Below are 12,769 nucleotides of genomic sequence, written 5' to 3' on the forward strand. Positions count from 1 at the left end.
CCCCCAGCCGCTGCCGCAGCGCCTTGGCCAGGCCCGCCGACGCCCCGCCCGTGCCGATGGCGATCAGCACCGGATCGCGATCCACGATCGCAGGCAGGGTGAAGTCGCACAAGGCGGGCCGGTCCGTCGCATTGACCAGCACGCCGCGCGCGCGCAGCCGGTCCACCGTCGCTTCGTCGCCGTCCGCCACGATGGCGATGCGCGCCTGCGCGTCATCCTCGCCCACGATGCGCGCGCCCGCCCGTTCCAGCAGGCGGCGCTTGGCGTCGGCCGCCTCGCCCGCGCCGGTCAGGATGACCGGGCGTCCCGTCAACCGAAGGAAGACGGGCAGGCTTTGCATCAGGCCACCCAGTCCGGGATGATGTCGCCGTCGATCAGCGCCTGCACCGGCGGCCGTTTGCGCACCACCGCCCATTGGTCGCCCGACACCAGCACTTCGGGGGTCAGCGGCCGGCTGTTATAGGTGCCTGCCATGGTCGCGCCATAGGCGCCTGCGGTCATGAAGGCGACCAGATCGCCCGCTTCCACCACGTCCATGTCGCGATGCATGGCGAAAGTGTCGCCGGTTTCGCACACCGGGCCGACGACATTGGCGGTCTCGCGCGCGCCCGCGGGCTTCACCGCGCGAATATCATGCCAGGCGTCGTAGAGGCTGGGGCGCATCAGGTCGTTCATCGCCGCATCGACGATGACGAAGGGCGCCCGCGCGCCCTGCTTCACCCGCACCACGCGCGACAGCAGCACGCCCGCATTGCCCACGATCACCCGGCCCGGTTCGAACATCAGCCGCACCGGCCAGCCCTGCGTCACCCGCGTCACCATCGCGCCATAGGCGGCGGGGCTGGGCGGCGGGGGCTGCGAAGGATCATAGGGGACGCCAAGGCCACCGCCCAGATCGGCGGTGCGAATGTCATGCCCGTCCGCACGCAGTTGTTCGATCAGCGCGCCGACCTTGACGAAGGCAGCCTCCAGCGGCGCGAGGTCGGTCAACTGGCTGCCGATATGGACGGCGACGCCCTGCACGTCGAGCCCCGGCAGATCGCGCGCGGCGGCATAGCTGGCCAGCGCGCGCTCATAGGGAATGCCGAACTTGTTTTCCGACTTGCCGGTCGAAATCTTGGCATGGGTGCCGGCGTCGACATCGGGGTTGATGCGATAGGCGACCGGCGCCGTCCGGCCCATGGAGAGCGCGACCTGCGACAGCATCTCGGCTTCCGGTTCGCTTTCCAGATTAAACTGGTAGATGCCCTGTTCCAGCGCGATCCGCATTTCGTCCGCCGTCTTGCCGACGCCGGAAAAGACGATGCGGCTGGCGGGAATGCCCGCCGCGATGGCGCGCAGCAATTCGCCGCCCGACACCACGTCCGCGCCAAGCCCGAGCTTCGCCAGCGTCGCCAGCACGGCGGCGTTGGGATTGGCCTTGACCGCGAAGGCGATCAGCGGGTCATGAAGCTGCGACAGGCCGTCGCGAAATACACCGACATGCCGCTCCAGCGTCGCGGTCGAATAGATATAGACGGGCGTGCCGACGGCATCGGCGATCGTTTCCAGCGGCACCTGCTCCACCTGCATGGCGCCGTCGACATAGGTGAAATGATCCAAGCTCTGTTCCCGTATCCCTTCGTCATTGCGGACAATGACGATATTATCAGCAAATCTATTGCGGCCGCGCTTCGGGCGGCAGGTCGAATTTATCGTCGCCACGTTCGCGCGACTGGGTCAGCAACTCCACATTGCGTTCCGGGCGCGCCTGGACGGAAGTGGTCAGCAGATCCGTGCTGCTCGGCGCGGTCGCCGCGCCCACCGGCACGGCGGGCAGCGATTGGCCCTCGAGCGGCTTGAGCGGCTGGCGACCGCCACAGGCGGCCAGTGCCAAAGCCATCATGCCCAGCCCGGCAAGCGTCCGCTTCTTCATGACCCAAGTTCCTCCCTGGCCTGCGCGATCCGCGCCCGCACCTGATCGGGGGCGGTGCCGCCATGGCTTTTGCGGCTGGCGACCGATGCGTCGACCGTCAGCACCGAATAGACGCGATCGTCGATCCGCGCGTCAATATCCTTCAGCGTGTCGAGCGGCAACTGGTCGAGCGGCACGCCGGCCGCTTCGGCGGCGGCGACCGCGCGGCCGGTGATATGATGCGCCTCGCGGAACGGGATATTGGCTTCGCGCACCAGCCAGTCGGCCAGGTCCGTCGCGGTGGCGAAGCCGCTTTCGGCCAAGGCGCGCATCCGGTCGGTGCGGAACGTCACCGTCTCCACCATGCCGGTCATCGCCGCGATGGAAAGGCCGAGCAGGTCATGCGCTTCGAACACCGGCGGCTTGTCGTCCTGCATATCCTTGGAATAAGCGAGCGGCAGCCCCTTCATCGTGACGCAGAGCGCGGTCATGCAGCCCATGATCCGCCCGGCATGGCCACGCACCAGTTCGGCGGCATCGGGATTGCGCTTTTGCGGCATGATCGAGCTGCCGGTCGAATAGGCGTCGGGCAATTTCACGAAGCCGAAGGGCTGGCTCGCCCAGATGATGAACTCCTCCGCCAGCCGCGACAGATGCAGCGACGCCTGCGTCGCGGCCATCAGATAATCGAGCGCGAAGTCGCGGTCCGACACGCTGTCCAGGCTGTTGTCGGTCGGCTTGGCAAAGCCCAAAGCCGCCGCCGTCATGTGCCGGTCGGTGGGGAAGCCGGTGCCGGCCAGCGCGGCGGCGCCCAGCGGACATTCGTTCAGTCGCGCGCGCGCATCGGCAAAACGGCTGCGGTCACGGCGCACCATTTCATAATAGGCCATCAGATGATGACCCAGCGTCACCGGCTGCGCCGATTGCAGATGGGTGAAACCCGGCATCACCGCATCGGCATGGTCGTCGGCGCGCGCCACCAGCGCGCGTTGAAGCGCGGCCAGCCCCGCCTCCACCTCGTCGATGGCGTCGCGCACCCAGAGGCGGAAATCGGTCGCCACCTGGTCGTTGCGGCTGCGCGCGGTGTGCAGGCGACCGGCGACCGGGCCGATCAGTTCGGCCAGGCGCGATTCGGTGACCATGTGGATGTCTTCAAGGTCCAGGTCCACCGGCACGCCATCGGCTTCATATTCGGCGGCGATGCGGTTCAACCCTTCGGTAATCGCCTGCGCGTCCTCGCCCTCGACGATGTTCCGCGCGGCCAGCATCGCGACATGCGCCTTGGACCCGGCGATGTCCTGTTTCCACAATCGCTTGTCGAAGGGGATGGAGGCATTTATCTCCCGCATGACTGACGCCGGGCCGGCGGCAAACCGGCCGCCCCACATGCTATTGGAGCCTGCTCCCTTGGAACCCTCGTTGCGCGCGCTAATGATACTGCTCCTGCCTGTCGGATTGGCGGCCTGCGATAGGCAATCGCAGCCCAAGGAGCAAGCCAATGCCGCCATCAGCGGCGAGGCGCTGCCGACATCGGGCGAGGCGGTAGGCGAAGCGGCAGGGGGCGAGGCGACGGGCGGCCATGGCGGGGACGCCGCCTTCAACTATCGGCTGGACCGCAGCAAGGCTGGCGCCCCCGCGCCCGATTTCACCTTCGTCGCCCCGGACGGCAGCGACATGAGCTTGCAGGATTTCGCCGGCAAGCCGTTGCTGGTCAATCTGTGGGCGACATGGTGCGCGCCCTGCGTGGCGGAAATGCCGACACTCGATCGCGTTGCGCAGACTTACGGCCCGAAGGGGCTCGCCGTCCTCACCATTTCGCAGGATATGCAAGGCGCAAAGGTCGTGACGCCCTTCTTCGCCAAGCACAAGCTGCCGCATCTCAAGGGCTATGCCGACCCGGAAAATCGCTTTGGCTTCGCCTATGCGACCGGCGTGCTGCCCACGACCGTACTCTATGACGCGCAGGGCAAGGAAATGCTGCGCGTGGTCGGCGCTATGGATTGGGAAGGGCCGGAGGCGAAGGCGCTGATCGACGCCGCCATGGCGTCGTGAACAGGCCGGATTGAACGGCGGCCGGATCGGCCGGCGTAAAACGAATGAACGACGAAAATCCGCCATGCCAGTTGCTTGCAAATTGCACCGTGGCAAATGCCGCCTTTTCACTTGCACAATCCGCGAACCCTGGGCGAGCATGTTGGATTAATTTCGTTTTCAAGTTAGATATATAACCGTTTTATTTAAATTTTGTGCAGTGCGGTAGCGGTTTCGTCGCGGTCAGTCGTTTCCCCTCTTTGTCATCGATAATGCAAAACAGGGGGCATGAATGACGCGACTGTCCGCAATGAAACTTTCACTTATACTGGCTTCGTCCTGGTCCGCTTGCGCGATGGCGCAGGAAGCGCCGCAGGAACCGCAGGCCGATGACGGCACCGCCATCATCGTTACCGGCACCCGCGCCGTCGGCATGCAGGCCGCCGACAGCGCCGCGCCGGTGCAGGTGTTCAGCCAGGAGGCGCTGAGCCATGTCGGCCAGCCCAACCTCAACCAGGCGCTGACCCAGATGGTCCCGTCCTTCACCGCCCAGACGCAGGGCACCGACATGTCGAATTTCTCGCTGTCGGCCCGTCTGCGCGGCCTCAGCCCGAACCACACGCTGGTCATGGTCAATGGCAAGCGCCGCCATGGTTCGGCGATCCTTCAGGTCATCGCCGGTCCGTTCCAGGGTTCGGCCGCGCCCAGCATCGACCTCATCCCGCCAGACGCGGTATCGCGCATCGAAGTGTTGCAGGACGGCGCGGCCGCCGTCTACGGCACCGACGCGATCGCCGGCGCGATCAACCTGATCCTCAAGGACCAGACCGAAGGCGGCACGTTCAAGGTCACGGGCGGCCAATATTATAACAGCGAAGGCGAACTTTTCTCCGCATCCGGCAATGTCGGGTTCAAGCTGGGCGAGGACGGCTTTTTCAACGTGACCGCCTTCCACCGCCGCCAAAGCTACACCTCGACCGGCACCGGCCAGGTGACGATGGCCGACATTGACGGCAATCCCTATGTCAACACCGCCGGCACCTATGCCGGCCAGTTCGGATCGACCAACAATTATTATGATCCCGCCTGGGCCGGCCTGGATCTGAAAGGCATCAACGGCGGCCAGGCGAAGTCGCAGCTCAACCTGCTCTTCTACAATATGGGCTATGATTTCGGCGGGGTCGAACTCTACAGCTTCGGCGACGTGTCCCGCCGCGTGGGCTATGCCAAACAGGGCTATCGCCCGCCCAACCGCATCTGCGCCGACTCGACGGACCTGTCGACCTGCTATGGCGAGACCGGCACGTTCGGCATGGTGCCGCAGCAGAAGGTCGAACAGAAGGAATATAGCTTCACCGTCGGCGCCAAGGGCGAGTTCGGCGGCGGCTGGAACTATGATGTCAGCACGACCTATGGCTATGACCAGAACAAGATCTGGACGATCGAATCGGCCCATCGCGCCTTGTGGATCGAATCCTACCAGGCGTCCCTGCTGCCGGGATCAACGGTCACGCCCAGCACCGTCACCGACGCCTATGACGGCGGGTTCAAGCTCAGCCAGCTGACCAACACGCTCGACATCCGCAAGGAATTCGACGTCGGCATGGCCGCGCCGCTGACCCTCGCCTTCGGTGGCGAATATCGCCGCGACACCTATGAAATCGTGGCCGGCGACTTCGCCTCGACCTACAAGGAAGGCGTCCAGTCCTTCCCCGGCTACAAGGATGTCGACGCAGGCAAGCATAGCCGCAGTTCCAAGGCGGTATATCTGAACCTGATCGCCCAGCCGGTCGATGGCTGGACGGTCGATCTTGCCGGCCGCTACGAAGATTATAGCGACTTTGGCGATACCCAGATCGGCAAGATCACGACCCGTTACGATTTTTCCGACGCCTTCGCCATTCGCGGCACGGCCAGCACCGGCTTCCGCGCGCCAACGCTGGCTGAATCCTTCTACTCCACCGTCAATGTCGGTCCCACCAGCGCGGTGCTTCAGCTTCCGGCCGGTTCGCCCGCCGCGACGCTGCTGGGCTTCAATGCGCTCAAGCCGGAAAAATCGACCAACTTCTCGGCCGGCATCGTGCTGCGTCCGATCCCGCGGCTCGCGATCACGATCGACGGCTATTATATCAAGATCAAGGATCGCATTTCCGCAACCGCCTCGCTGCCCGCCATCCAGGGCGGCCTGCCCGTCCCCGGCGCCGAAAACATCCTGGCCGCGATCGCATCGACTGGCCTGGTGCTCGACACCGGGCTGCAAACCCTGGGCGTCGCCAGCTTCACGAACCTGATCGACACCGAAACCTACGGCATCGACTTTGCGGCGCGCTATCCCGTGATGCTCGACTTCGGCAAGCTCGACCTGTCGCTGACCGCCAACTACAACAAGTCGAAGATCACCGACAACAAGAACCCGACCCTGTTCAGCGCGGTGTCGGAAAGCTATATCGAAGACGCATCGCCGGAATATAAGGTCGTCGCCGGCGTCAACTTCAGCAGCGGCCCCTTCTCGGCCAATCTGCGTCAGACCTTCTATGGCAAGACCAGCGTCCTCGTCCGCTCCGCTTTGTCGGCCGCGGCGCTCAATGGCCAGCCGCAGGAACGCGACGGCGTGGTCAAGGCCACGGGCATCACCGACCTGGAACTGGGCTATGATTTCACCGACTTCGTGACCTTCTCGATCGGCGCCAACAACCTGTTCGACAAGCGCCCCGAAAAGCCCAAATTGCTGAGCGGCGTGACCGTGCTGCCCGGTCAGTCGCCCTATGAAAACGGAACGACAACCTGGAATTCCTATTACGGCCATGGCGCCTATGGTTCCGCCGGCGGCTATTATTACGCGCGTATCGACTTTAAATTCTGATCGATGTCACGAAGGGGGGCCGGTCCGACAACGGACCGGCCCTTTTTCCTTTGCGAAAGGACAGTGCATGACCGCGTCGTCCGACCCGTTTTCCCGCCGGATGCTGATGCGCGGCGCTCTGGCCGCAGCCGGCGCCGTTTCCGCCGCACCCGCCCTGCCCCAGCGTGGCCGCGCCGTTGCCTTGCCGGACGATCCGGCCGGCATGGTCGCGACGCTGACCGATGCGATCTACATCAACAGCAACGAACATCCTGTCGGCCCCTGCCCCGCCGCGCTGGAGGCACTGGCCAAATTGCCCGCCCTGTCCGGCCGCTATGGCATGGCCTTTGCCGGGAAGCTGGAAAGCCTGTTCGCGCGCCAGAACGGCCTGTCTGCCGATCAGGTGCAGGTGCACCCCGGTTCGTTCATGCCGCTGCGATCTGTGGCGTTGACCTATAGTTCGCCCGAACGGCCGATCGCCTATTTCGAACCGACCTTCGACCAGGGGTTCCTTGGCCTTGGCAACCAAAGCGTCACCCGGTCGGTCGCTGTGCCGCTGTCGGGCGATTTCGCCGCCGACCCGCGCAAGCTGCTGGCCGCCGCGCCGGACGCCGGCGTCTATTATCTGTGCAATCCCAACAACCCGACCGGCCTCGTCACGGCCCGCGCCGACATTGAATGGCTGCTGGCGCACAAGCCGGCCGGCAGCATCCTGCTGGTGGACGAAGCCTATATCCAGTTCAGCGACGCGCAAAGCTGCCTCGACCTGGTCGCGGCCGGCGCCGATATGCTGGTGGCGCGCACCTTCTCCAAAATCTACGGCCTGGCGGGCCTGCGCTGCGGCCTGATCGCGGGGCGCAAGGATCTGATCGACGGCATGGCCCGCCATGGCGTCAACATCACCCCCATGCCGGCCGTGATCGCGGCGGAGGCGAGCCTGCTCGATCCCGCGCTGGTGCCGACCCGAAAGGCGCAGAACAAGGCCGTGCGCGACGATCTGTTCGCGTGGCTGGACGCCAGGGGGCTGCGCTATCTGCCCAGTCAGGCGAGCTTCGCCATGATCCATGTCGGCCGCCCCGGCGCCGCCGTCACCGCCGCGCTGGCGCAGGACGGCGTGTTCATCGGCGGCCCGCGCAAACATATGGACGATTGGGTCCGCGTCTCCTTTGGCACTGCGGCGGAGATGCAGGCGTTCAAGACCGCGCTGATCAAGGCGCTGGCATGAACCTGCGGCCGCCGCTCAATCCCTTGGCGCGCGCCCGAAACGAGGAGATGGACCTATGAGAGCTTCCGCCCTGCTTGTCGCCTGCGCCCTGCTGCTGTCGGGCGCAGCCCCGGCACTGGCGCAGCCCGCGCCCCAGCCCCAGCCCCAGCCCCAGCCGCAACCGCTGCCTGCCAAACGCCCCTTCTCCCCGGCAGTGCGTGTGGGAAACCTGCTGTTCCTGTCGGGACAGATCGGGCAGGTGCCGGCGGGCATGGACGCGCATGAGGAAGGGTTCGACGCCGCCGTGAAGGGCGCGATGGACGCCATCGGCCGGATATTGGCGGACAATGGCCTGGACTTTGGCCATGTCGTCAAATGCACGGTGATGCTGGACGACATGGCCGACTGGCCGCGCTTCAACGCGGCCTATATCCCCTATTTCGAGGGCAAGCGCCTCCCCGCCCGTAGCGCCTTTGGCGCGGACGGGCTGGCGCTCGGCGCGCCGCTGGAGGTGGAGTGCATGGCCGCATTTGATTGATCGCCCGTTCGCCCGATCATGCGGCGCGAACCTGATCCCTCGAACTGCGGATGGCCGAAAAGGGGGAGGGCGCGAGGCCGGGCTCTTGCGCTCCAGCAGGGGCGCGAGTCATCAGCCCCCTTTCTTTCCCCGCCTTCGATCCCCATAGAGATCAGCCATGACCGACAGCCCCGCCCCCGCAATCGAGATCCGCAACCTCACCAAAGTCTATAAGGGCGGCAAGCGCGCGCTCGACGGGATCAACCTCACCATTCCGCGCGGGCAGATATACGGCCTGCTGGGACCGAACGGCGCGGGCAAGTCGACCACCATCAACATCCTGGCCGGCATGGTGAACAAGACGGCGGGCGACGTGCGCATCTGGGGCTTCGACATCGACGTCAATCCGCGCAACGCCAAGAATTCGATCGGCATCGTGCCGCAGGAAATCGTTTTCGATCCCTTCTTCACCCCGCTTGAAACGCTGGACAACCAGGCGGGCTTTTATGGTGTGCCCAAGGACAAGCGCCGCTCGATGGAATTGCTGCGCGCGGTCCATCTGGACGACAAGGCGAACGCCTATGCCCGCACCCTGTCGGGCGGCATGAAGCGCCGGTTGCTGGTGGCCAAGGCGATGGTGCATTCGCCGCCCATCCTGGTGCTGGACGAACCGACCGCCGGCGTCGACGTGCAACTGCGCCAGCAGCTCTGGGCCTATGTCCGCGAATTGAACGCCATGGGCGTGACGATCGTGCTGACCACCCATTATCTGGAAGAGGCCGAGGAGCTGTGCGACCGCATCGGCATCATCAACCATGGCCAGCTCATCACCGACAAGCCGACCCGCGAACTGATCGCGATGGCGCAGGAAAAGGTGGTGCAGATCACAGTGGATCGTGATGTCGTGACGGCGCCGGTCGACGCCAGTTTCGAAAAGGTCGAACTGGCCGATGAGCGAACGCTGACCATCACCTATCTCAAGAACAAAGCCAATGCCGGGCAGGTGCTGAGCGCGGTACAGGCCAGCGGCCTGGCCATTGTCGATGTAGTGACGCGCGACCCGGACCTGGAGGATGTGTTCCTGAATTTGACGGCGGCGGCGTGAAAAAGCGGTTCGTGCTGGGGCTATTTTTGCCTCTTGCACTAATGGCAGCTTGCAACCGAAAAGCGGAGTGGACAGACACTTGGCCGACAACCCTGTATCATTTCAATGATGCCGAGCCAGGCTATGTCGCTCTCAACTGTATGGGCACCCCTGTTCTGGCGCTGCTCGATGGCGATTACCCTGCGGATGCTACGCATTTCACATTAAGTATCGATGGGACAATTCACCCCTTAGGAATTTTCCGAGGGCAGCATGGTCGCGGAATGATTATCGATGACGAGAAAATTGTCGCTTCTTTTGCCGCCGCCAAGCGAGAAATCACTTTTCGCGTCGGTAAAGACTGGGCCAGAAGCGTCCCGCCAGATCCAAGACTTCAAAGCTTCAGCCAACGCTGCCTGACCCATCGCGCTCAGGACTGAGGTCAACGAGAGAATTAGTTATGACCACCACGACCCATGACGTCATCATCATCGGCTCCGGCGCGGCAGGGCTGACGGCCGCCATCAACCTCGCGCAGGATCGCAAGGTGTTGGTGCTGGCCAAGGGCGCGCTCGACAGTGGATCGACCAACTGGGCGCAGGGCGGCATTGCCGCCGTACTCGACGCGGGTGACAGTTTCGAGGCGCATGTCCATGACACGATGGTCGCGGGCGCGGGCCTCAACAATCGCGCGACAGTGGAATATGTCGTGTCCCAGGCCCCGGCCGCGATCGAGCGGCTGGCGGATCTTGGCGTGCCGTTCAACGGCGGCGAAGCCTTCGGCAAGCGCTGGGATCTGACCCGTGAGGGCGGGCACAGCCACCGCCGCATCGTCCATGTCGATGACGCGACCGGCCATGCGGTGCAGGTGGCCCTGCTCAAAGCCGCGCGCGCCAACCCCAATATCACGCTGATGGAGGATATGGTCGCGATCGACCTCATCACCTCCCGCCATGGCGAGCGTTATTCGGGCGACGGCCATGTCTGGGGCGTCTATGCCTTCAACCGGGCGACCGGGCGTGTGGACGCGCTGCTCGGCCGCGCGACGATCCTGTGCACCGGCGGCGCGGGCCGCACCTATCTGTTCTCCACCGCCCCGCGCGGCGCCACCGGCGACGGCATCGCCATGGCCTGGCGCGCGGGCTGCCGTGTCTCCAACATGGAGATGAACCAGTTTCACCCCACCTGCCTCTATAATCTGGAGGTCAAGAATTTCCTCATCACCGAAGCGGTGCGCGGCGAAGGCGGCCACCTGAAACTCCCCCCCGGCGTGCCGGGCGGCGGCGAGCGCTTCATGCCCCGCTTCGACGATCGCGCCGAACTGGCGCCGCGCGACATTGTGGCGCGCGCCATCGACCATGAAATCAAGCGCCTCGGCCTCGACTATGTCCATCTGGACATCAGCCACAAGCCGCCCGAATTCGTGAAGCATCATTTCCCGACCATCTATGCCCGGCTGCTCGATCTCGACATCGACATCACGAAAGAGCCGATCCCGGTCGTGCCCGCGCAACATTATACCTGCGGCGGCGTGATGATCGATCTGGACGGCCGCACCGACATGCCGGGCCTCTATGCCGCCGGCGAAGTCACCGAGAGCGGCCTGCACGGCGCCAATCGCCTGGCGTCCAACTCGCTGCTGGAATGTTTCGTCTTCGGCGAAGCGGCGGCCAGGCATATCCGCGCCAACTGGGACGACCTGCCCGCCCCGCCGCCGATCCAGCCCTGGGACGAAAGCCGCGTCACCAACAGCGACGAAGAGGTGATCGTCCAGCATAACTGGAAGGAAATCCGCCGCTTCATGTGGGACTATGTCGGCATCGTGCGCACCACCAAGCGGCTGGAGCGCGCGCAGCATCGCATCGATCTGCTGTCGCGGGAGGTCGATGATTATTACGGCAATTTCCGGGTGACGCCCGACCTGATCGAGCTGCGCAACCTGTTGGAAGTGGCGCGGCTGGTGGTGCGTTCGGCCCTCCACCGCAAGGAAAGCCGCGGCCTGCACTATACGCTGGATTATCCCGAGACGCTGCCGGCGGCGGTGGACACGGTGCTGGCGCCCTGAACGCCCTCCCGCAAAAAGAAGGCACGGGTTCGGGGGAACGCCGCGCCTCAAGGTGGAGGAGGGACACGCTGCAAGCGCATCCGGAACCTGAATATTGGGCCACTGGTCCGCCACCGGCTTTGACGCGGGTCAAACGCCGCGCAGAAAATCCTTGAGCGCCGCGTTGAAGCGGGCGGGCTGGTCGCCCATCACCATATGGCCGCTGGGACCGATCGCCTTGAGCAGCACGCCCTTCTTGTCGGCATAGGCGGCGCGAAAGCGGCTGGTGATGGCGGCGGCCTGTTGCGGGTCCGATCCGACGGCATAGACCACCTCCAGCGGCGCGGCCATGCCGGGCAATCGGGGACCAAGGTCGATATTGGCGAGGTCGCGCAGCGCATTGGCGATGACATCGGGATCACTGCCTTGCGCGCCGGGCGCCTGCGACACCATCTGCGCCAGATAGCGCCGCCCCGCCGCCGTGCCGGTCAGGTAGCCGCTCAACTGGTCGGCCAGGAAACCCAGGCCGCTCGCCGTGCCGCCGACCATCGCCGCGCCGGCGGGGAGCATGTCGACCACCATCACCCGGCTCGCCAGTTCCTTCAGCCCCAGCAGCATCGCCAGCGTGCCGCCCATCGAATGACCCACGACGGCGGGCCGCCTCAACCCGACCGCGCCGATATAGCGGGCAATCTCGTCTGCGACTGGCCGGACCACCGCGCCGCTGCCATTGGCCTGCGGCGGCAGGCCGGCAAAACCGCGCACATGGACCAGGTGGAAGCGATAGCCGGGCAACGCGGTCAGCACGCCGTTCCAGATGCCCGGCCCGCTGGCCAGACCCGGAATCAGCAGCACGTCCCGCTCCGTGCCGCGCACCGACACCGCGATCCTGTCCGAGGAAAAGGCGGCCGCCCATGCGCGGCCCGCCCATGAAGTCACGCCCGCCGTCGCCGCGCCCAGCAGCAGCGCCCGTCTGTCCATCGCCTTGGTCATGGCCCCGCTATTGCCTGTCCGCCGCTGAACCGCAACTGAGCGCGACTTGCCTTCGATCAACAGGTTGCACGGTTCAGCCTCCTTACATCGCATTTGTGGAATCATTCGTCGCATCGATATTGCCGGACCAGCCCTGACGGGTCCGTATGGTGAGCAAGAG

The 12,769-nt window shown here is 65.0% G+C and carries 12 protein-coding genes; 7 read left to right on the forward strand and 5 right to left on the reverse strand.

From position 1 onward, the window contains the following. The 4 genes from C100_RS41410 to argH form a co-directional block, all read right to left on the reverse strand. The coding region (locus C100_RS41410; RefSeq protein WP_024020999.1) for a precorrin-2 dehydrogenase/sirohydrochlorin ferrochelatase family protein at positions 1–340 on the reverse strand (340 nt) is incomplete at its 3' end. Further along, complete coding sequence (gene lysA / locus C100_RS41415; RefSeq protein ID WP_024021000.1) at positions 340–1,602, reverse strand: diaminopimelate decarboxylase; 1,263 nt, start codon at positions 1,600–1,602, stop codon at positions 340–342. The genes C100_RS41410 and lysA, both read right to left, overlap by 1 nt. 55 nt (positions 1,603–1,657) lie before the next feature. After that, positions 1,658–1,915, reverse strand: a complete 258-nt coding sequence (locus tag C100_RS41420; protein ID WP_024021001.1) for a hypothetical protein — start codon at positions 1,913–1,915, stop codon at positions 1,658–1,660. Beyond that, entirely contained in the window at positions 1,912–3,282 is a 1,371-nt protein-coding gene (argH, locus tag C100_RS41425; RefSeq protein WP_024021002.1) for an argininosuccinate lyase, read from the reverse strand. Before argH ends, C100_RS41420 begins: the two co-directional genes overlap by 4 nt. 43 nt (positions 3,283–3,325) lie before the next feature. Between argH and C100_RS41430 the strand changes: the two genes are divergently transcribed. The 7 genes from C100_RS41430 (at position 3,326) to nadB (ending at position 11,637) form a co-directional block, all read left to right on the forward strand. Next, on the forward strand, positions 3,326–3,946 hold the full coding sequence (locus tag C100_RS41430) for a TlpA family protein disulfide reductase (RefSeq protein ID WP_024021003.1): 621 nt from the start codon (positions 3,326–3,328) through the stop codon (positions 3,944–3,946). 271 nt (positions 3,947–4,217) lie between these two features. Further along, positions 4,218–6,788, forward strand: coding sequence for a TonB-dependent receptor plug domain-containing protein (locus C100_RS41435; RefSeq protein ID WP_031309957.1), 2,571 nt, complete (start codon positions 4,218–4,220; stop codon positions 6,786–6,788). Positions 6,789–6,855: 67 nt separating this feature from the next. Further along, on the forward strand, positions 6,856–7,992 hold the full coding sequence (locus tag C100_RS41440; protein WP_024021005.1) for an aminotransferase class I/II-fold pyridoxal phosphate-dependent enzyme: 1,137 nt from the start codon (positions 6,856–6,858) through the stop codon (positions 7,990–7,992). A gap of 55 nt (positions 7,993–8,047) precedes the next feature. Beyond that, complete coding sequence (locus C100_RS41445; RefSeq protein ID WP_024021006.1) at positions 8,048–8,509, forward strand: RidA family protein; 462 nt, start codon at positions 8,048–8,050, stop codon at positions 8,507–8,509. A gap of 157 nt (positions 8,510–8,666) precedes the next feature. Further along, entirely contained in the window at positions 8,667–9,593 is a 927-nt protein-coding gene (locus C100_RS41450) for an ABC transporter ATP-binding protein (RefSeq protein ID WP_024021007.1), read from the forward strand. Continuing rightward, positions 9,590–10,012, forward strand: coding sequence for a hypothetical protein (locus tag C100_RS48390; protein WP_152536506.1), 423 nt, complete (start codon positions 9,590–9,592; stop codon positions 10,010–10,012). Before C100_RS41450 ends, C100_RS48390 begins: the two co-directional genes overlap by 4 nt. Before the next feature lie 20 nt (positions 10,013–10,032). Beyond that, positions 10,033–11,637 (forward strand): L-aspartate oxidase, encoded by a 1,605-nt coding sequence (nadB, locus tag C100_RS41455; RefSeq protein ID WP_024021009.1) that lies wholly within the window; start codon positions 10,033–10,035, stop codon positions 11,635–11,637. A gap of 129 nt (positions 11,638–11,766) precedes the next feature. On the opposite strand, the gene C100_RS41460 is transcribed toward nadB, so the two are convergent. After that, the gene (locus tag C100_RS41460) at positions 11,767–12,609 is read right to left on the reverse strand and encodes an alpha/beta fold hydrolase (protein ID WP_024021010.1); all 843 of its coding nucleotides are present in this window, start codon (positions 12,607–12,609) and stop codon (positions 11,767–11,769) included. Positions 12,610–12,769: the final 160 nt, after the last annotated feature.

The sequence above is a fragment of the Sphingobium sp. C100 genome, from assembly GCF_000508185.1.
Taxonomy (GTDB): domain Bacteria; phylum Pseudomonadota; class Alphaproteobacteria; order Sphingomonadales; family Sphingomonadaceae; genus Sphingobium.

What these genes read in the sequence shown, in the direction of transcription:
- C100_RS41420 (WP_024021001.1), bottom strand. Translation starts at nt 1,915, where the DNA reads ATGAAGAAGCGGACGCTTGCCGGGCTGGGCATGATGGCTTTGGCACTG.
- argH (WP_024021002.1), bottom strand. Translation starts at nt 3,282, where the DNA reads ATGTGGGGCGGCCGGTTTGCCGCCGGCCCGGCGTCAGTCATGCGGGAG.
- C100_RS41430 (WP_024021003.1), top strand. Translation starts at nt 3,326, where the DNA reads ATGATACTGCTCCTGCCTGTCGGATTGGCGGCCTGCGATAGGCAATCG.
- C100_RS41435 (WP_031309957.1), top strand. Translation starts at nt 4,218, where the DNA reads ATGACGCGACTGTCCGCAATGAAACTTTCACTTATACTGGCTTCGTCC.
- C100_RS41440 (WP_024021005.1), top strand. Translation starts at nt 6,856, where the DNA reads ATGACCGCGTCGTCCGACCCGTTTTCCCGCCGGATGCTGATGCGCGGC.
- C100_RS41445 (WP_024021006.1), top strand. Translation starts at nt 8,048, where the DNA reads ATGAGAGCTTCCGCCCTGCTTGTCGCCTGCGCCCTGCTGCTGTCGGGC.
- C100_RS41450 (WP_024021007.1), top strand. Translation starts at nt 8,667, where the DNA reads ATGACCGACAGCCCCGCCCCCGCAATCGAGATCCGCAACCTCACCAAA.
- nadB (WP_024021009.1), top strand. Translation starts at nt 10,033, where the DNA reads ATGACCACCACGACCCATGACGTCATCATCATCGGCTCCGGCGCGGCA.
- C100_RS41460 (WP_024021010.1), bottom strand. Translation starts at nt 12,609, where the DNA reads ATGACCAAGGCGATGGACAGACGGGCGCTGCTGCTGGGCGCGGCGACG.